This window comes from Pseudomonas pudica (genome assembly GCF_015680405.1).
In the GTDB taxonomy this organism is placed as follows: Bacteria; Pseudomonadota; Gammaproteobacteria; order Pseudomonadales; family Pseudomonadaceae; genus Aquipseudomonas; species Aquipseudomonas pudica.
This window is the reverse complement of the sequence record NZ_JADLJS010000015.1, coordinates 23,275-41,011: the sequence shown is the minus strand read 5'-3', so window position 1 is coordinate 41,011 and position 17,737 is coordinate 23,275. Positions and strand designations below refer to the sequence as shown.

The 17,737-nt window shown below is 59.9% G+C and carries 18 protein-coding genes; 7 read left to right on the top strand and 11 right to left on the bottom strand.

Going from position 1 to position 17,737, the window contains the following annotated elements; genetic code table 11:
* The first annotated feature begins 18 nt into the window (after positions 1 to 18).
* Positions 19 to 930 carry a LysR family transcriptional regulator gene (locus tag IRZ77_RS13035; protein ID WP_046613790.1) on the top strand — a complete coding sequence of 304 codons (912 nt, stop codon included), beginning with the start codon at positions 19 to 21 and terminating at the stop codon, positions 928 to 930.
* A 59-nt stretch (positions 931 to 989) separates the two neighbouring features.
* On the opposite strand, the gene IRZ77_RS13030 is transcribed toward IRZ77_RS13035, so the two are convergent.
* Both IRZ77_RS13030 and IRZ77_RS13025 read right to left on the bottom strand, forming a co-directional pair.
* The gene (locus IRZ77_RS13030; protein WP_108481405.1) at positions 990 to 2,129 is read right to left on the bottom strand and encodes a glutathione-independent formaldehyde dehydrogenase; all 1,140 of its coding nucleotides are present in this window, start codon (positions 2,127 to 2,129) and stop codon (positions 990 to 992) included.
* A gap of 142 nt (positions 2,130 to 2,271) precedes the next feature.
* Positions 2,272 to 2,496 carry a hypothetical protein gene (locus IRZ77_RS13025; protein WP_046613792.1) on the bottom strand — a complete coding sequence of 75 codons (225 nt, stop codon included), beginning with the start codon at positions 2,494 to 2,496 and terminating at the stop codon, positions 2,272 to 2,274.
* Between the two features lie 236 nt (positions 2,497 to 2,732).
* On the opposite strand from IRZ77_RS13025, the gene cyoA reads away from it, so the two are divergent.
* From cyoA to cyoD, 4 genes are read left to right on the top strand one after another with little or no spacing between them, the layout of a single operon-like run.
* Positions 2,733 to 3,656: a ubiquinol oxidase subunit II gene (gene cyoA, locus IRZ77_RS13020; RefSeq protein WP_196173626.1), complete on the top strand. Its 924-nt coding sequence runs from the start codon at positions 2,733 to 2,735 to the stop codon at positions 3,654 to 3,656.
* A gap of 5 nt (positions 3,657 to 3,661) precedes the next feature.
* Positions 3,662 to 5,635, top strand: a complete 1,974-nt coding sequence (cyoB, locus tag IRZ77_RS13015; protein WP_046613794.1) for a cytochrome o ubiquinol oxidase subunit I — start codon at positions 3,662 to 3,664, stop codon at positions 5,633 to 5,635.
* Positions 5,636 to 5,638: 3 nt separating this feature from the next.
* The gene (gene cyoC / locus IRZ77_RS13010; protein WP_085598446.1) at positions 5,639 to 6,253 is read left to right on the top strand and encodes a cytochrome o ubiquinol oxidase subunit III; all 615 of its coding nucleotides are present in this window, start codon (positions 5,639 to 5,641) and stop codon (positions 6,251 to 6,253) included.
* Positions 6,250 to 6,588 (top strand): cytochrome o ubiquinol oxidase subunit IV, encoded by a 339-nt coding sequence (cyoD, locus tag IRZ77_RS13005; RefSeq protein WP_046613796.1) that lies wholly within the window; start codon positions 6,250 to 6,252, stop codon positions 6,586 to 6,588. The genes cyoC and cyoD overlap by 4 nt, the downstream gene beginning before the upstream one ends.
* Before the next feature lie 100 nt (positions 6,589 to 6,688).
* On the opposite strand, the gene IRZ77_RS13000 is transcribed toward cyoD, so the two are convergent.
* On the bottom strand, positions 6,689 to 8,236 hold the full coding sequence (locus IRZ77_RS13000) for a sensor histidine kinase (protein ID WP_108481402.1): 1,548 nt from the start codon (positions 8,234 to 8,236) through the stop codon (positions 6,689 to 6,691).
* A 185-nt stretch (positions 8,237 to 8,421) separates the two neighbouring features.
* On the opposite strand from IRZ77_RS13000, the gene IRZ77_RS12995 reads away from it, so the two are divergent.
* Complete coding sequence (locus tag IRZ77_RS12995) at positions 8,422 to 8,799, top strand: response regulator (protein WP_108481401.1); 378 nt, start codon at positions 8,422 to 8,424, stop codon at positions 8,797 to 8,799.
* Positions 8,800 to 8,978: 179 nt separating this feature from the next.
* Positions 8,979 to 9,332 carry a hypothetical protein gene (locus IRZ77_RS12990; RefSeq protein ID WP_146190403.1) on the top strand — a complete coding sequence of 118 codons (354 nt, stop codon included), beginning with the start codon at positions 8,979 to 8,981 and terminating at the stop codon, positions 9,330 to 9,332.
* Between the two features lie 351 nt (positions 9,333 to 9,683).
* Here IRZ77_RS12990 and IRZ77_RS12985 read toward each other — a convergent pair whose 3' ends face one another.
* The 8 genes from IRZ77_RS12985 to IRZ77_RS12950 form a co-directional block, all read right to left on the bottom strand.
* Positions 9,684 to 10,190 carry a GNAT family N-acetyltransferase gene (locus IRZ77_RS12985; protein WP_196173624.1) on the bottom strand — a complete coding sequence of 169 codons (507 nt, stop codon included), beginning with the start codon at positions 10,188 to 10,190 and terminating at the stop codon, positions 9,684 to 9,686.
* A gap of 177 nt (positions 10,191 to 10,367) precedes the next feature.
* Positions 10,368 to 11,084 (bottom strand): SDR family NAD(P)-dependent oxidoreductase, encoded by a 717-nt coding sequence (locus IRZ77_RS12980; protein ID WP_153671061.1) that lies wholly within the window; start codon positions 11,082 to 11,084, stop codon positions 10,368 to 10,370.
* A 42-nt stretch (positions 11,085 to 11,126) separates the two neighbouring features.
* Positions 11,127 to 11,612, bottom strand: coding sequence for a DUF2165 domain-containing protein (locus IRZ77_RS12975; protein ID WP_153671060.1), 486 nt, complete (start codon positions 11,610 to 11,612; stop codon positions 11,127 to 11,129).
* A gap of 164 nt (positions 11,613 to 11,776) precedes the next feature.
* The gene (locus IRZ77_RS12970) at positions 11,777 to 13,108 is read right to left on the bottom strand and encodes a GNAT family N-acetyltransferase (protein WP_153671059.1); all 1,332 of its coding nucleotides are present in this window, start codon (positions 13,106 to 13,108) and stop codon (positions 11,777 to 11,779) included.
* 272 nt (positions 13,109 to 13,380) lie between these two features.
* Entirely contained in the window at positions 13,381 to 15,819 is a 2,439-nt protein-coding gene (locus IRZ77_RS12965; protein WP_196173622.1) for a TonB-dependent siderophore receptor, read from the bottom strand.
* A 78-nt stretch (positions 15,820 to 15,897) separates the two neighbouring features.
* Positions 15,898 to 16,731 carry a FecR family protein gene (locus IRZ77_RS12960; protein ID WP_196173620.1) on the bottom strand — a complete coding sequence of 278 codons (834 nt, stop codon included), beginning with the start codon at positions 16,729 to 16,731 and terminating at the stop codon, positions 15,898 to 15,900.
* Positions 16,728 to 17,252 carry an RNA polymerase sigma factor gene (locus IRZ77_RS12955; RefSeq protein WP_196173618.1) on the bottom strand — a complete coding sequence of 175 codons (525 nt, stop codon included), beginning with the start codon at positions 17,250 to 17,252 and terminating at the stop codon, positions 16,728 to 16,730. The genes IRZ77_RS12960 and IRZ77_RS12955 overlap by 4 nt, the downstream gene beginning before the upstream one ends.
* A 92-nt stretch (positions 17,253 to 17,344) precedes the next feature.
* Positions 17,345 to 17,731, bottom strand: a complete 387-nt coding sequence (locus tag IRZ77_RS12950) for a MerR family transcriptional regulator (RefSeq protein ID WP_108481908.1) — start codon at positions 17,729 to 17,731, stop codon at positions 17,345 to 17,347.
* Positions 17,732 to 17,737: the final 6 nt, after the last annotated feature.

The following is a 17,737-nucleotide window of genomic DNA, read 5'->3' as shown; positions in this document are numbered from 1 at the left end:
CTATTGAGTTCTGCAATAATGAGTACGCTCGATGCCTTGCCCGATCCCAAGCTGCTGCAGCTGTTCGATGTGCTTTACCAATGCCGTAGCGTGACCCGCAGCGCCGAACAGCTCGGCCAGAGCCAACCTACCGTGAGTATCTGGTTGGGGCGCTTGCGTGAAGAACTCAACGATCCGCTGTTCGTGCGTACCCCTGGGGGGATGGCCCCTACCCCGCGGGCAGACCAGTTGATCGGTCCATGCCGCGAGGTGCTGGAATCGCTGCGGCGCCTGACTACCTGGGAGCCGCAATTCGTTCCGGCCACAGCGCAACGGCGCTTTCGCCTGTGCGTCAGTGATGCCAGCCATATCACCCTGCTGCCCAGCATCCTCAACCACCTGCGTACGCATGCGCCGGGTATTCGCCTGGAGGCGGCGCGCATAGATGGCAATACCGAAAGCGCGCTGGAGTCGGGCGAGGCGGACCTGGCCATCGGCTTCGTGCCTTGGTTGGGTGCGGGGATGTATCAGCAAGTGTTGTTCGAACAGGACTGGGTCTGCTTGAGCGACACGCGACACCCTCGACTGGGCAAAGGCATGACCGTGGCGCGCTACGAGGCCGAGGGGCATGTACAAATCAGTGCCGGGACCGGGCAGAAGTTGCTCGAGGCTGGGCTGGCACGGGCCGGCATCGAACGCAGGATAATGCTGGAGCTGCCGGCGTTTCTGGGGTTAGGCATGATTGTCGGGTCGACCGACCTGGTGGCTACGCTGCCACGGCACATCGGGCAGACACTTGCCGACATGCATGGTCTGCAGGTGCACGATTGCCCGTTTGCAGTTGAGGGTTTCACGGTAAAGCAGCATTGGCACGCGCGCTACCAGCAAGACAGCGGGAATCGCTGGATGAGGGAGGTGGTTCGGGGCTTGTTTCAAGCAGGTGCCAGTTAGCTCACCAGACGAACCCCTCCCTCGCCGAGGTTCCTTCCCTGGAAGCTTCGGGGTGCGAGTCAGGCAGCAGGCTTGAGCACCACCTTCGTCCAGCCATCATCGCGCGCATCAAAATGCTTGTAGGCGTCGGGGCCTTCAGCAAGCGTCAAACGATGGGAAATTATCTGGGAAGGTTTGGCGCGCCCATGATGAATGAGCTGCGCCAGGCGGCGATTATAGGCCTTCACATTCGCCTGGCCTGTGCGGATGAACTGGCCCTTGAACCAGAACGCTCCGAAATCGAAAGCCATCTTGCCCTGCTTCGCCAGGTCGTTCTTCGCACCCGGGTCTTCTGGCACGAACACACCCACGACACCTATGCCACCGGTAGCCTTGGTTGAGGCAACCAGGTTGTTCATGGTGAGGTAGTTCGCTTCATGGCCATGCTTGTCGCAGCACTGGTAACCCACACATTCGCATCCCCGATCGGTGCCTCTGCCGTGGGTCAGGTTCATGATCTCGTCCACGGCCTTTTGCTCGACCGCGTTGATGGGGGTTGCCCCAAGCTGCGCGGCCAGCCTCAAACGATCCGGCTGGTTGTCGATCACGAATACCTCGGAGGCACCTTTGATGATTGCCGAATAAGCCGCCATCAACCCGACAGGGCCCGCTCCATAGATCGCAATGCTCTCGCCCGGCTGCAGGCCGGCAAGCTCTGTTGCATGCCAGCCAGTGGGGAAAATATCCGAAAGCATGACGTAGTCATCTTCACGTTCCTGGGCGTCCTCCGGCAACACCAGGCAGTTGAAATCAGCGTATGGCACACGCAACAGCTCGGCCTGGCCACCTTGGTAGGGTCCCATGTCGGCAAAGCCGTATGCGGCCCCGGCAGTCCCCGGGTTGGCGGTGAGGCAAAACCCTGTAAGGCCTTTTTCGCAGTTTTCGCAGAACCCACAGCCGATGTTGAAAGGCAGGCTGACCCAGTCGCCGACCTTGACGCGGTCCACCCCTGCCCCGACCTCTATCACCTCACCGAGGTTCTCATGGCCGAACACACGCCCGGCCTCGAACGATGTGCGCCCCTCATACATGTGAAGGTCGGACCCGCAGATATTGGTGGTGGTGATGCGCACCAGCACATCAGTTGGTTTCTCGATTCTTGCATCGGTGACATTCCTGACGGCCACGTCGCGCGGTGCGTTGTATACGATTGCTTTCATGCTGAACTCCCAGAAGTCAGGGGCGATGGAAAGCGCCCTACCCTGTTGGGGTAATCGATTTACCCCCGGTGTTCAGTGCTGTACGTGAATAGCAGATCAGTGGCGCTAATCATCGTCGCGCCTTTGATCTGTTGCCGTTGCCTCAGCGGCGGCGTTTCCTGTCGGCCTCCTCGAGGTGCTGGTTGATCTGGCGCGTCTGTTCTTCCTGTTCATGAATGGAGGTGGGCGTAATGACTTTGTCCACCGTTTCGGTATCCGGGTCAGGGCGCTCGAGCAGCGGGTCTGGCGCCCGGTGCCCTTGCTGCGCCTCTTCAGAAGACAGCGGCCTTGGGACCTTGTCGCCGGTCTTGCCTTCATCAGGTTTCATGCGCTTCTCCTCGCATCAATGAATGTTTGCAGAAGAGTCCGACGGTGGCAAAAAGTTTGATCCGCTTGCTTTGGGGCAAACACCGCCCGCCCCTCGCCGAGGCTGTGGAAAGAAAATTCCTCGAGTTTGCATAACACCATTCGTCGTGATTACGGGATTTACATACAACCTTCCTGCCCGGGTCGTCCTTCTACATCAACACAACAAACATTCGGCAACAATTACAGGATCCGCGCATGGCAGAGGGAACTACTAAAGCCACACGACTACTCGGCCTGTTGATGCTGGGCGTCATCACGCTGCAGCTTTCGGGCTGCGACATGGTGCTGTTCAACCCCAAGGGCCAGGTCGGGCTGGAACAACGCAATCTGATCATCCTGGCCACGCTGTTGATGCTGGTGGTGGTCGTCCCGGTCATGATCATGGCGCTGGTGTTCTCGGTGCATTACCGCGCCTCCAACGAAAAGGCGCGCTACACGCCAGAGTGGAGCCACTCGCGCGCAATCGAGGCAGTGGTCTGGGGCGTGCCGCTGCTCATCATCATCGTGCTCGGGGTGGTGACCTGGCGTTCTACCCACGCGCTCGACCCGTATCGTCCGCTGGATGCCGACAAGGCGCCGGTCAAGGTGCAGGTCATCGCCACCGACTGGAAGTGGCTGTTCGTCTACCCCGAACTGGGCATCGCATCGGTCAATGAACTGGCCATGCCGGTGGACACACCCGTGGATTTCCGGGTGACCTCCGATGGCGCCATCACCTCGTTCTTCATTCCTGCGCTGGGCGGGCAGATATATGCGATGGCCGGTATGCAGACCCAGCTGCACCTGATCGCCAATGAGCCGGGCAGCTATACCGGTATCGCCGCCAACTACAACGGCCCCGGCTTCTCCGACATGCACTTCAAGGCCCTTGCACTCGACCAGGCCGGTTTCGATGCCTGGGTGGCCAAGGTCCGCGGCTCGCAACGCCAGCTCGATCAGAGGCGCTATGCGCAGCTGGCCAAACCCAGCGTCGACCACCCGGTAGAGCATTACGCTGCGGTCGATGCCGGCCTGTTCCAGTCATTGATCGACAAGTACCAGGGCATCAACCGGTCCCGGGAGGTCGAGCGGCGCTTGAGTGCCCCCCAGGATGAATCGCCGCAAGGCAGCAAGGAGTGACACACATGTTCGGGAAATTGACCTGGGATGCCATCCCCTTTGACGAGCCCATCATCATGTACACCCTTGCCGTGGTCGGGCTGATGGGTATAAGCGGGGTCGCGGCCATCACCTGCAAGCGCAAGTGGACGTACCTGTGGAAGGAGTGGTTCACCTCGGTCGACCACAAGCGCATCGGCGTGATGTACATCGTTGTCGCCCTGGTAATGCTGCTGCGCGGTTTCGCCGACGCTTTGATGATGCGCACCCAACAGGCCATGGCCTCGGACGGTTCGCCCGGCTACCTGCCGCCGGAGCACTACGACCAGATCTTTACCGCCCACGGCGTGATCATGATCTTCTTCATGGCCATGCCGTTCGTGGTCGGTTTGATGAACATTGTGGTGCCGCTGCAGATCGGCGCCCGCGACGTGGCCTACCCGTTCCTCAACGCAGTGAGCTTCTGGCTGTTCGTTTCCGGCGCGGTGCTGGTCAACATCTCACTGGGCATTGGTGAGTTCGCCCGCACGGGCTGGGTCGCCTATCCGCCGTTATCCGGCATCGCCTACAGCCCCGGCGTGGGCGTGGACTACTACATCTGGTCGTTGCAGATATCGGGGATAGGCACCTTGCTGACGGGGCTCAATTTCTTCGTCACCATTCTCAAGATGCGCACCACCGGCATGACCTTGTTCCGCATGCCGGTGTTCACCTGGACCGTGCTGTGCACGTCGATCCTGATCCTGGCCGCCTTCCCCATCCTCACCGCGACGCTGTTCATGCTCACCCTGGACCGTTACCTGGGCATGCACTTCTTTACCAACGAACTGGGCGGCAACCCGATGATGTACATCAACCTCATCTGGGCCTGGGGCCACCCTGAGGTGTACATCCTGATCCTGCCGGCATTCGGCATCTTCTCGGAGGTGGCTTCGACCTTTTCGCGCAAGCGGCTGTTCGGCTATTACTCGCTGGTATGGGCGACCATCGTCATCACCGTGCTGTCGTTCGTCGTCTGGGTGCACCACTTCTTCACCATGGGTGCCGGGCCGAACGTGAACGCATTCTTCGGCATCATGACCATGATCATCGCCGTGCCCACAGGGGTTAAGATCTTCACTTGGCTGTTCACCATGTACCGCGGGCGGGTGCGCTTCGAGACACCAATGCTGTGGACCGTCGGCTTCATCGTCACCTTCAGCATCGGCGGCATGACCGGTGTGCTGCTGGCAGTGCCAGGCGCCGACTTCCTGTTACACAACAGCCTGTTCCTGATCGCGCATTTTCATAACGTGATCATCGGCGGCGCAGTATTCGGCTACATGTGTGGCCTGACCTATTGGTTCCCCAAGGCGTTCGGCTTCAAGCTCCACGACCCGCTGGGGCGTGCGGCGTTCTGGTGTTGGCTGGCAGGTTTCTATTTCGCTTTCATGCCGTCCTACTTCCTCGGCTTCATGGGCATGACCCGGCGCCTGAACCATTTCAATGTGCCCGAGTGGCGGCCGTTTCTGCTGCTTGAGATGGTTGGCGTGCTTATCATCCTCTGCGGCGTGGCCTGCCAGCTGACGCAGCTGATCGTGAGCATCCGCAAGCGCCACGAAAACCGCGACCGCACCGGCGACCCTTGGGACGGCCGCACGCTGGAATGGGCCACCGCCTCACCGCCGCCGTTCTACAACTTCGCCGAACAACCGGTAGTGCACGGCATCGACGCCTATTGGGGCATGAAGGAACGCGGGGTCAAGACACTTGTCGAGGCGGACTTCCGCAAGATTCACATGCCGTGCAACACCAGCCTGGGCGTGGTGATCGGCGCGTTGAGCACGGTGCTGGGCTTCGCCCTGGTGTGGCACATCTGGTGGCTGGTGATCGCCAGCCTGCTGGCTACGGTGGCAGCATTGATCGTGCGCAGCTACGACCAGCATACCGAGTACTACGTGACGGCCGAGGAAGTCGAACGCGTGGAAACCGAACGGCGCCAACTGATGGCGGAGGCTTGAGCCATGTCGCATATCGTCCTGAACGAAACTGCCCATCAGCAAGAGCAAGGTTACGAGGATGCGGGCTCGCTGAGCCTGTTTGGCTTCTGGGTCTACCTGATGACCGACTGCATCCTGTTCGCCACGTTGTTCGCCACCTACGCCGTGCTGGGCCAGTCGGTGGCAGGCGGCCCGGGCGCGGCAGACATCTTCGAATTGCCCTACGTGCTCGGTGAAACCGGCTTGCTGCTGTTCAGCAGTATCACCTACGGCTACGCCATGCTCGCCAATCACCGCAACGACAAACGCCGCGTGTTGCAGTGGCTTGGTGTCACCTTCGTGCTCGGGTTGGGTTTCATCGCCATGGAGCTCAACGAATTTCATCACTTGATCGCCGAAGGCTACGGCCCGCAGCGCAGCGCGTTCCTCACCGGCTTCTTCACCCTGGTTGGCACCCACGGCCTGCATGTACTGATCGGCCTGGTGTGGATGGCCTTGCTGATGATTCAGGTGCAGCAGCGCGGCCTGTGCTGCGTCAATTCCACACGGCTGAGCTGCCTGAGCCTGTTCTGGCATTTCCTCGACATTGTGTGGGTGTGCGTGTTTACCGTCGTCTACTTGTTCGGGGTGATCCAATGAGCAGCGAAAGCCAGGTTCATAGCAGCGCCGGGGCCAGCCAGTCCAGCCACAAGTCCTACAACGTCGGCTTTGTGCTGGCTGCCCTGCTGACGCTGATCCCTTTCGGGCTGGCCATGTATCCAAGCTTACCGCGCACCGCCACGTTCCTGCTGGTGCTGGCTTGCGCGGTGATCCAGATTCTGGTGCACATGGTGTTCTTTCTGCACCTGACCACGGCGCGTGAGCAACGCTGGAGCCTGGTGGCGCTGGTGTTCACGGTAGTGATCATCGTGCTGCTGGTGGGGTTGTCGCTATGGATCATGTACTACGTGCACTACAACATGCTCGGTTTGTGAAATCGGATCGACCTGTGGCGCCCTCATGAAAGAACGCGATCAACAGCCTCGTTCAGCCTGACCGGGCAAGACAATGGGGCCACTTTCAAACGCTCGGTGTCTACAGCTTGAAACGGACGTGTATACAGCTTTTACTATCTGTCCGATCCACCTCGACAGCCGCACTGCCGTAGCCGGAATAGCTTTTGACCAAGCGCATGCCGAGGCCCGTGCCCGTCGGCTTCGGGTAATTATCAGGGAATCCATCGCCCTCATCCCTGACGGTGAGCAGGGCATGGTCGCCGGCATGCTTGACGATCACCTCGATGGCGCCCTTGCCGTATTTGAGGGCATTCGTGATCAGTTCAGAAATTACCAATCCCAAAGGTGCCATTCTTTCTGGGGGCAAGACGAAATCGTCAGCCTCCAGCACAATTTTCCGGTCGGCCAAGGCTCTGCCCAGATCCCCCAGCAGAGCATCGAGGTAATCACGAGCGCGCAGTTCCTGGTCTTCGGCAGCTTGATACAGCCGCTCGTGAACCGTGGCAATGGTCACCACTCGCCCGGCGGCGGTTTCAAGTTGCAACTTGACCGCTGCGTCAGGCGTGAGATTGGCCTGCAGCAACAGTAGCGTGTTTACCAGGTGAAGGCTGTTCTTGACGCGATGGTGGATTTCTTCCAGGTAGAGGTCGCTTCGGTTTTGCTTGCTATTCTGAGCCTCGATCAGCGACAGCAATTGAGCCTCATACTGATGACGTTCCGTGATATCTCGCGATACTGCGATGATCCGCTCGACCTTGCCGTCCACTCCGAGGATTGGCGCCACCGTCACGTCCCACCATTTTGGATCATCTGCAGAGATGGGGTGATATGCCTCGAATCGAGCGGTTTCGCCACCACTCACTTTTGCCAATGCCTCCCAAACGAGCGAACGAGACTCCTCGGGCCACAAATCATGCCACTGCTGACCTTTCACGTCCGCCAAATGGGTAGCCAGGAAGAGGAGCCCCGTTTCGTTCATGAACTCGATCTCGCCGCTTGACGTCAGGATCTCGACCCAATCGGGGCTCGCGTTCAGAAGGGTTTCCGAATACGGATCGGGAACAGAGACATCTGCTCCCGCAGATATTCGCTCAAGGGCCATGGAAATGACGTTGGAGATACCCTCCAGAAATACCAGATCGCTTTCTACAAAGTCGTCCCCGTCACTGCTGTCGGCTTCGAGGACGCCAAAGGGGCCAAGCACGCCCCGGATCGGGACGTTGATAGCCCGCTCGATTCCGTATTTCTTCAGCAGCTCCGGTGTTCGGAAGCGGTTCTCCATGCCCAGATGGTTCGAGAGCACGGGCCTGTAGGTAGCCAATGCATAGCCTGCCGGGCTTGCTTCATCGGCACCCACGGCAGCCCGACCGATGTCAGAAGCGTCCCAGCCCACGCCGTGTGACAAGATGAAACCTTCCCCCTCCTCTGCCGGCTGCAGCACCTTGGCGAAGCGAGTGCTCATCCCTTCAGCGACGACTTCACAGGCATGGGTCAACAACAAGTCCAGGTCAGTCGCTTTCAAGGCCATCACGCCAAATTCCACCACCAGTTCATGTTGGCGTTGCAGGCGCACATGGGTCTTTTTCAAGGCCGCTCGGATGGTTTCGTCAACTGGTAGCTGCTGCATGGTCTTCCCTTTCGGATTGACGGTTTACGCCCCCGGAAACCGTGCAGAGCGTGAAGGCGGTTCACTTGGCGCCCTTCTACGATAGCCGCTGATCCTTCACGGCGCTTGGAGCACCACTCATCGCTTGGGAGCAACGTCGTAAGGCCAGGACGCCCTAACGCATACGAGAAGCGAGCGAACGACGCATGCCCAAAACCATTCTGATCGTGGAAGACGACGAGCTACTCAGAGATCTCACTGCAGAGAGTCTCTCGTCACTTTACGCGGTAAGCATCACATCCACAGCAAATGCTGACGAGGCGCTTCTCCACCTTTCGCATGAAGAACCTCCTGCGTTGGTCATGACCGATATCCACATGCCTGGCCGCATGGACGGATTAGGCCTGGCGCACGTTATTTGGCGCAGGTGGCCGACCCTACCCGTGATTCTGACTTCAGGCGACACGATCATTGATACCCATTCACTTCCCGTGAGGGCCGCATTCCTGGCCAAACCGTGGGGTATCCCTGATCTGGCCTCGCTGATCGACAGGCTGGTAACCCTGCCCGCCATAGACGGTTGATGACAAGACACGGGGGCAAGGATGACTACCAATCACCCCCGCCGGCATGCTCTACAAGGTTTGCCATGGGGCGATGACCGCCGAAGGGTAGCGAGGACTTCCCCGCAGTCGGCAGGGTGCTGGTGGCTGATTCGGTCGCTGCCCGGGGCCTGGTTCGCGAGGACTTTGAAGGCCATTGTATGTTCATCGAAGGCGGCATAGGGCTGATTGGTGGCGCCAGCGGAGCGGCAATGCTGTTCGGCCTGGACGCCAAGCTGTTAGCGATGACTGCCGCTACGCTAACGCCGGTAGGCAACCTGCTGCTGCCAGACGACAGTGCCGTGCGCCTGCTGCGCTCGGCCAAGGACGTGATCATGGCTGCCGGACTCAACGCAGGGCTGCAGGCCGGTGCTGGCGCGACGATTTCCCTGGGCGGGCTGTTCCAGATTCAGTCAAGAATGGCAGCTAACCACTCTCGGTGCGCTGCCCGCTTTGGGCAGCTTGAGTTGGTGCATTGTTTCCGGCTTCTGGTTTGTGCACTCGGCTACCTATGAAGATCTGCGCAAGCTCAATACCAATAAAGAGTGATGGATCGGAGCGGGGCTGAAAAAGGCGTCGCTTTGGGTCGATAGCGGTCATTCACGACCCGGCAGCTTTCGACCCATAGCGGCCATTCGTATCTGAGGTGATCTTTGTGGGAGCGGGTTTACCCGCGAACACGGGCAAAGCCCGTGCCATCCTCCGCGTTGCCTGCTTCGCGGGTAAACCCGCTCCCACAGGGTTTGCGCCGGCCTCGAAAAATGAGCAATAGCAGTACTTGCGCAATGGCCGCTTTGGGTCGAAAACGGCCACTCGTGAACGGCCGCCTTCTTCCATGGCGAGCTTTCGCAGTCTGGCCCCAGCGCTCATTGGCTTGGCTGCGTATCCTCCTGCTTGAAAACACGAAATCCGCGCGCCTGATAATTTCCAAGCGCGGCAGGATGGTCGAACGTGCATGTGTGTACCCACACCCGCTCTGTACCTTGCCATTCCCACGCAGATCGAACAGCGTGACTCAAGAGTGCCCCGCCGAAGCCACACCCTAGAAACTGCGGTGCCAACCCGAAGTAGCGGATTTCGCAGTTACAGCCATCGGGGCGATAAAGCTCGTAATAGCCGGCTATCGCGCCGCGGTGATAGGCAACCCAGGTACGGTGGCACTCCTGTTCAACGAGTGCCTGCCATTCGGAACTGCTCCAGCAATCAAGATCGCCCCACTCCCAGGGCGTTCCTACCAGCTTGTAGAGAAACCGATTGAATTCCGCCTGAGGCACTTCACATTCGATGATCTGAAGGTCGTAACGCTGTGGTTTTTCCTGCAGCTCGGAAGCCGAGGTCATTTCCAAGTAATAAGTGATGCAAGACCGTTCCATCGTAGACTCCCTGCGTCTTCCCGCTAGCGATCAGACAAGCATGCCAGCTGCGGCTCGACCGCGGCTACACCTGATGTCTGCTTCGGCTCGATCGGAACAGAATCCACGATTGTCCGAAGGGGCAATCAACCTCGCTGTCGCGCAACCGCTGTGGTAGCGCAATCGCCCCAACTATTCTCAGAAGCGCTCATCGCCGATCGCCGGCAAGATCAGCTCCCTTACGAACGAAGCCTCGGACAAGCGCAACAGCGCGTCGACCATGGTGACCACATCATGCACCGGCACCTGGCGCCGTTCGCCTCGTGCTGCGGCTTGCGCCAATGGCGTGTTCAGGGAGTCGTCGGTATTCAGGTATCCCAGGTGAAGCACGGTCACCGCCAGGTTGTCATCCCTAAAGCCTTCGCGTAGCGCATCAGCCATGCCGTTGAGGGCGAACTTGGAGGCGCCGAACGCCACCTCCGGGCGCCCGCTCTGGCGAAGGGCCGAGGTCGAACCGGTAAGGATCAACTGCGGCCGGGGCGCACCCAGCAACTTCGGCACCAGCCGCTTGAGCAGAAGCAGCGTGGCGGTGATGTTCACCTCGACCAGCCTGGTGATCGATTCGTCGCTGTCGTCGAGGAATGCGTAGTGCTCGCTGAAGGCGTGTTCTTCCCAGATGCCGACGTTGCAGATCAGGACATCCAGATCGGCAGGTGTTCGATCCGCGATCTGTGCTACAGCTGCCGTTGGCTTGGCAAGGTCGGCATCGATCCAGTGCAGATCGATGCCCGAGGCAAGGACCAGGTCGACCGGCTGTTTGCGGGATACGCCGATCAGCGTGTCCCCTGGCTTGCCGAGCCCTTCGAGCAAGGCACGGCCCAACCCTCTGCTGGCGCCTACGATCATCGTCTTCATCTGTTGCTCCTTCCTGGCATCCTGCAAGTATCCATCGACCGATCAACTCCACCGGACATTGAGTACGACGAAGTGCAACAGGACCCAGACCATCAGCAGCAGATGGGTCAGTTGCAACCCTTCCTGGCGGATCCAGTAGCCGAACCATATCCCGCCCAGCAGCATGGCGAGCAGGAACCCGAGCGTTGCGCTCAAGGCCAGGTTCAACCAGGGCAGTGAAGCCTCCAGGCCGGCGCCAAGCACTAGTTCATAGCACCCGACCCAGGCCGTGAGGGCGGCGGCTGCCTGTATCAGTACGATGATCGACAAGGCCAGGCGATGGAGGGAGGGAGAAGTCATCGCTCGCCCCAGCAGTGGGAGGCTGATTGCGGGAGGTTGGGCCAGCGGCGCCATCGACATGGTCGCCCCGATCGCTCCGGCCGAACTGGCAAAAGCATGCAGGTTGTTGATCAGGCTGATACTCAGCCACAGGCTCAAGCCAATGCTGCAGGTGATCTGGAAAATCAGCAGTGAGGTCGGAGTGTCCATTCCTGGTCCTTTGTGAGTTCGTTTCCGGAAGTTGCGAGAGAGTCCGGACGACACTCTAGAACCTCCACTTAACTCGAGGTCAATACCGTTTTCCAGGAAGGCTTCCATGCTGGAGAACCAGGTTAAGCCAGGTTCTACTTCACGCGATTGGAGGAGTGGCCAGCTCAATCGTTGCCCGTTACTTCGACAACCTCGACAAACCCCTCTGACCTGCAAGGCGGCTCGAACGCAACCGCAACTGCCTCGATACTCTCCCGCGGCACTTGATGATCCGCGCGGCGTAACGCATTGCGTGCCAGTGCCTGCTCCACCGAGGCACGAACCCAGACCGCCGAGACCGGCACGCCAATGCGCGCGGCCAACGCCAGAATTGGCGCACGATGCACGCGCCGCGGCAGTGCTGCATCGAAATACAGGCAGCCGTTATCATCCCCTGCCCCACGATGCTGCTCGATCCAGGTGGTTTTCCCCGCAGCTTGCATGCCCACGACCAACAGCAATCGCGCTTTCGGGCCACTGCGCGTTAGCGCAGCCTCCAGCGCCTGCAGGGTGAGCCGCCAAGCGTCGGCGTTGCGCGATTGGCTGAACACGCGCCCACCGAGCGTTTCAAGGTAATGGTCTGGATTGAACACTCGGGTATCGGCTGGAGGGGCAGACGACCAACGATAACTCGTCAGCGGCCATGATTGCCCTGCCAGTTCAATGGACCGTACAGACGCCTCCCGGCCACCGCAGCGTCGGTAGAAGTACCGATTCGGGTTATCCGTCAGCACCCAGGCGAGCAAACCTTGCCGGCCCGGCGCTTGAAGCTGCATCGCCACGGCCAGCAGCAGCTGGCGCCCAACGCCCTGTCCTTGCCAATGCGGCAGCAGATAAAGACCATAGAGCTCGTTAGCCTCCCCGAACCCCGGGCTTCGGTTCGGCCCTCCCGAGCAGAAGCCGACGATCTCGCCCGCTACCTTGGCCACGTGGTAGCTCACTCCAGTGACGGCGATCAGGGCCCGATGCCGTTGTTGCTGAGCCTCGATGGTCAATCCGGCCAGAAATGCATCCGGCAGAATGCCCTGAAACGTTGTCTGCCAGGCCTTCACCGTCACGGCCGCAATGCCTGCCAGGTCCTCAGGGGCTGCCGGGGCAATGAGCAAGTCCATGTGCGCTCTCCGTTGGACTGTTCTCTTCAAAGACGCGCTGGCTTGCATCAGTTCGGCAGTGCACTGCGCAGCGTCCAGATCGCGGCTAGGGCCGAAGGAAACCCAGCCAACCACCTGCCCATTCAATTCGGCTACACGAATGGAAGGATTGCCAGACTCGATTGCCTGCCTCAGGAAACCCGCACGGCGTTCCACACTGCTGTCCAGGGCGCTCAGGTAACGGCTCGACAACAGCCCTTCATAGGCGCTCTGCCAACTGCGGATGTGAAGGATGGCAATCGCAGCGGCATCAGCGCTGACGGGCTTGCGAACAAGGAGCTTGGGTAGCAGGCTGACGGGTTCCAAGTGATCAGACCTCAAAAGTATTCAACACAGTTACTGCACCTGCCATGCCACCAGGCATGCAACGATCAACTGCCGCTTTCAGCGGGTAACCCTCAGGCTTGACCTGTACAGCAGCAACGCAAACTGTCTGAACACTGTCCCCAGGCCGACAGCATTGGCACTGAGCGCTATCTGCCCAATATAGATAGTCCGCTTTACCTTCCTCATGCCTGGCAGAGCGAAACATGTAAAGACCACCGGGCTCGATACCGGCCCGGTGATTGCTCACCACCTTACCAATTGTGCGTATAGCTGGCAGTCAACACAGTGCCGGGTGCCGGCAAGTGGCTGGTGTTGTTGTTATTGCGCAGCAATTGGCTGTAGAGCGGGTAATAATCGCGATTGAACAGGTTCTGGATACCGACGCTTACCTTGTCGTCAGCGGAGATCTGGTACTGGCTGACCAGGTCCACTGTCGTATAGGTACTCACCTGATGCCGACCAAAGCTGTCCACGCCATCGAGCCTGTAGTCCTTGCCGTCGAAGAACGTGGCTTGCAAGCGGTTGCTCCAGTCCAGGGTCGGCTTGTATTGCACGTAGGCGGTCAGCTTCAGCGGCGGAACGCGATAGCCGGTCATGTCTTGCCAGCCTTTGCCGTCCGGTTTTTCTCGCCCGCGCATCCAGGTCGCACTCCCCCCTGCGCCCCACACCGCATCGTCCGATAGCCAATCGGCACTGGCTTCAGCACCGTAGATGCGCTCCTTGGTGCGGGTCAGAATCAGGCCATTGTTGAAACTTTGCACGTCCCCCAGTTTGGAGGTGGTGTAGAACAGCGCCAGAGTGCCGAGGGTGTTGCTGCCCAGCTCTCCTCGCCAGCCAAGCTCATAATTGTTGGTCTTGACCGGTTCCAGGTTCGATGCGTCGATATCGAAACCACGGCGCGCATTGCGCAACTGAATGCCCACGTCGGGCAATTGGAAGCCTTGGCTGAAAGAGGCGTAGATTTCCTGGCCGAGTACTGGTGAGTAGACGATACCCAGGTTCGACAGCACCGCATCGTAATGAATGTCACCTCCCTTCACCGCCACCGGGGACGCAGCCGTGGATTCGGACAACGGAACGAAGTCATCGAATTCGGCGGTGGAATATTCGTAGCGCAAGCCGCCGTCGATAGACCAATGCTCGTCGAAGCGATGCTGCAACTGGGCGAACGCACCGGCGCTTCTCGTTCTCAGCGGGGGCATGTAGGTGAGCTTGCCGGTCTTGTCGAATACCAGGCCACCACTGGCGTCATAAGCCGCAGGGTCGAAGACGTCGAGCGGCATGTCGCTGCGCTCCTGGTTATAGTCGCCACCCCACACCAGCTCGGTACTGCCGCTGTCGCCAAGTGGCGTGCGCAGGGTCAGGCGGCTGCCGAAGACTTCACTGTTCTGCATGATCTGGTCGACGTTGCCGCCGCGGGTGGCGACGGCCCGGGCGTCGAACGGGGTGAAGCGAGTGAAGTAGTCCCGGTAGTACATCTGGGCAGAAAGCCGGCTTCCGAGAATGTCGAGATTCTCGTATTCCAGGTTCACCAGGGTGTTGCGAATGCGGTTCTGCTCGTCGAGGTCCAGGCCCTTGATCGCATTGGCCGGCACAGAGCCTGCGGGAAGTTTCGCGACGCTTGGGTCTGTAGCGTAGTCGGTGTCCTGGCGGGCGTCGTAGTGGCTGACTGCGAGCTGGATTCGCTGGTTCTCGTCGATGTGCAGCCCCAGCTTGCCGCCAATGTTGTAGATGTTCGAATCGAACAGGTCGCCTTGACTGGGCTCCGGAGCGATCCGGTCGCCGTGCGCATCGTACGAGGCACCGATGTGGCGGGTGCCGAAGTCGAACGAGTAGTCCACCGCGCCCTGGGAGCCTGCGAAATACTGCTGGAACTGCCCACCCAGGCCATCGCTGCCCAGGCGGCTAAGTGGCGAGGTGGCGCTCAGGCTGGTTTCGGCACGGTTTTCGCCACCGGCAGGCCGTGTGGTGATGGAGATGATGCCCCCCGTGGCGCCGCTGCCATAGATGGCGCTGCTGCCGCGAATGACTTCGACCCGTTCGATCAGTGCCGGGTCGATGTTGGCAAGGTTGCGCGAAGAGTCGCGGTTGGTATTGAGCGGCACCCCGTCGACCATGACCAGCATGCTGCGCCCGCGCAGGGTCTGGCCATACTCGGTGACGGTGCGGCTGGAGTCGGACATGCCAGGAATCGCCTTGGCGAGTACCGTGGCCAGGCTCTCTGAACCCTGGCGTAGCTCCTGCAGTTGTTCATGCTCCAGAACGGTGGATTGCCGCGTTGCGGAAACCAGGCTGCTGCTGGTGCGCGAGGCGGTGATTTCCATCTGTGCCATTTCCACGGGCACGCTCTGGGTTGCGGGGCTGGCTGCAGTGGCACCCTGCGCGACGATGACGAACGTGCGTTCATCCTTGGCCTGTACCTGCAAGCCACTGTCCTTGAGCAGCGTTTGAAGGGCTTCCTCAGGTGTGAACCGCCCTTTCACCGCAGGCGCGTTCCGACCTGCACCGAGATCGCTGGCAAAGATGATCTGAACCGAAGACTGCTGTGCGAGCGCGTTTATGGCCTCGCCCAGCGGTGCGGCGGGGAGATCCACGTTCACCTTTTCCCGGCCCTGGGCCGACATTGCGATAAGCAGGCTACTGGCGAGCAATGACAGGCGAAGTTGGCGACTGCGGAGGGGAAAATGCACTTCTCGAGTTCCTTTTTCTGGTTGGGCTTTTTTCATTAGCCGCCATGGGGATCGAGAAACCCTACCTGCGCCTGAGAATTATTTTCTTGTCGGTTTGCGTTGGATCCGGACGCTGCCATCCTCTTGTTGCAGTACGGCTACGGGCAGGATGCTCGGTAGCAGATCCAGTAGCAGGTCGACATTGTGCGCCTCGAACACCCCTGTCACCTTGAGTGCGCCAAGGCTTGGGTCGCTCAGCTCGATGGGCGCCTTGCGATAGTGGCGCAGCAACGACACCGCTTCATCCAGCGGCGTCTGCTCGAACACGATGCGATCCTCTTTCCATGCCATCGCCCTGGAAACATCGGCCTTCGCAACCGGCGTCAGTCGCCCGCCAATCGAGTCGACCTGTTGCCCTGGCCTGAGGGTAACTGGTGCTTGTGTTGCAGCTGCCGCAACGTCCACGCGCCCACGGGCCAAGGTCACACGCACCGCGTCGTTATCCAGGCGGCGGACATTGAACAACGTACCGAGCACCTCGACTTTCGCCTGGCCAGCAGACACCACGAAGGGGCGGTACACGGCCGAGGACACATCGAATAGCGCCTGCCCTGCGCGCAGGTCGACTTCGCGGCTGAGCAGACGCCAACTGATATCGAGGTGCGTGCCACTGTCGAGCAGCAGATTGCTTCCATCGCCCAGCAGCACAGCGCGCCGCTCACCAATGGCGGTAGCGAAACGCTCGCTCTTGTAGGCAGGGTTCAGCCACGCCAGGGCTGCAAAGGCGATCGCAAGCGCCAGCGTGATACCTGCCGACTTTACCGCTTTCGAGGGCGCTGGCCTGGCTGGCGGCATGGGGAACAGCTGTTTGAGCTCTTCACGATGTCGCCCCAGAGCCTCGTCCAGTGGCGCCTGTTCGGGCTGCTTCGTCATGGATGTACCTCATCGCGCCCAAGCCTTTGCCTGCACGCCGCCAACCCCAGCCGCAGGTGCTTTTCCACTGTCTTGACGGAAATACCGAGGCGAGCGGCTACTTCTGCCTGGGGGATTTCGTGAATCTTGTGCATGACGAAAACAGCCTGGCAGCGAGGTGGGAGGCCTGTGATAGCGTTGACGAGCAGTTGAAACTCGCGCTCGCTGTCATACCTGGTCGTCGGGTTGGCTGCCGGGCAGGCCACCTCAGGCAGCTCGGAGATAGCCTCTACCCAGGCGTCTCGACGGCGATCGCTACGATAGCGACTCACGGCGGTGTCGTGGGAGATTTTTCGTAGCAAGGCAAGTGGGGTTCGAACGTCGTCTTTCTCACCGCGCTCAAGCAACTGCACGCACACGTCATGCACCACATCGCGCGCCATGCTTCTGTCGCCGAAGCGTCGGCGAATGTGGTCCACCAGATCGTCGTAGTGACGTACCAATGTAGACAGCAGCGTCGGTTTGGCGGGATCGAACGACACGATGCATCCTGGATAAGAGGGAGGCCCCGAAACAAGACACAAGTGTAAATGAGAAATAATTGCGAATAAACAAGCCAAGGTGCCGAGCCATGCTAAATCGCAGGAAGGTCAGGAATCGTCAGGCCGTTGGCAATGGCACTGGCTTCGAGCTTTGCACGCTCCGCATCCAGAAAGACATAGGCGGCTTGCAGCGTGGTGATCTTAGCTTGAATTTCGGCCATCTTGCTGGCCACCAAGGCCGCGCCTTGAGCGCAATCGATCGTGTTACCCCGCTTGGCCGCAAGGATGTCGGCGATCTCGGCGAGTGAAAAACCGCCGCTCTGGGCACTCTGGATAAAAGCCAGATCAATAACGGTCTGTTCGCTGTAACTGCGGTAATTGTTGGCTTGCCGATGGGCCGCGATAAGCCCGAGTTGCTCGTAATAGCGCAAGGTATGGCGGCCGACTCCACTCAGGCGCTCCAACTCTCCAACATTCACAGTAGA

Coding starts and splice junctions, on each gene's coding strand:
- IRZ77_RS13035 (WP_046613790.1), top strand. CDS start 19: ATGAGTACGCTCGATGCCTTGCCCGATCCCAAGCTGCTGCAGCTGTTC.
- IRZ77_RS13030 (WP_108481405.1), bottom strand. CDS start 2,129: ATGAAAGCAATCGTATACAACGCACCGCGCGACGTGGCCGTCAGGAAT.
- IRZ77_RS13025 (WP_046613792.1), bottom strand. CDS start 2,496: ATGAAACCTGATGAAGGCAAGACCGGCGACAAGGTCCCAAGGCCGCTG.
- cyoA (WP_196173626.1), top strand. CDS start 2,733: ATGGCAGAGGGAACTACTAAAGCCACACGACTACTCGGCCTGTTGATG.
- cyoB (WP_046613794.1), top strand. CDS start 3,662: ATGTTCGGGAAATTGACCTGGGATGCCATCCCCTTTGACGAGCCCATC.
- cyoC (WP_085598446.1), top strand. CDS start 5,639: ATGTCGCATATCGTCCTGAACGAAACTGCCCATCAGCAAGAGCAAGGT.
- cyoD (WP_046613796.1), top strand. CDS start 6,250: ATGAGCAGCGAAAGCCAGGTTCATAGCAGCGCCGGGGCCAGCCAGTCC.
- IRZ77_RS13000 (WP_108481402.1), bottom strand. CDS start 8,236: ATGCAGCAGCTACCAGTTGACGAAACCATCCGAGCGGCCTTGAAAAAG.
- IRZ77_RS12995 (WP_108481401.1), top strand. CDS start 8,422: ATGCCCAAAACCATTCTGATCGTGGAAGACGACGAGCTACTCAGAGAT.
- IRZ77_RS12990 (WP_146190403.1), top strand. CDS start 8,979: ATGTTCATCGAAGGCGGCATAGGGCTGATTGGTGGCGCCAGCGGAGCG.
- IRZ77_RS12985 (WP_196173624.1), bottom strand. CDS start 10,190: ATGGAACGGTCTTGCATCACTTATTACTTGGAAATGACCTCGGCTTCC.
- IRZ77_RS12980 (WP_153671061.1), bottom strand. CDS start 11,084: ATGAAGACGATGATCGTAGGCGCCAGCAGAGGGTTGGGCCGTGCCTTG.
- IRZ77_RS12975 (WP_153671060.1), bottom strand. CDS start 11,612: ATGGACACTCCGACCTCACTGCTGATTTTCCAGATCACCTGCAGCATT.
- IRZ77_RS12960 (WP_196173620.1), bottom strand. CDS start 16,731: ATGACGAAGCAGCCCGAACAGGCGCCACTGGACGAGGCTCTGGGGCGA.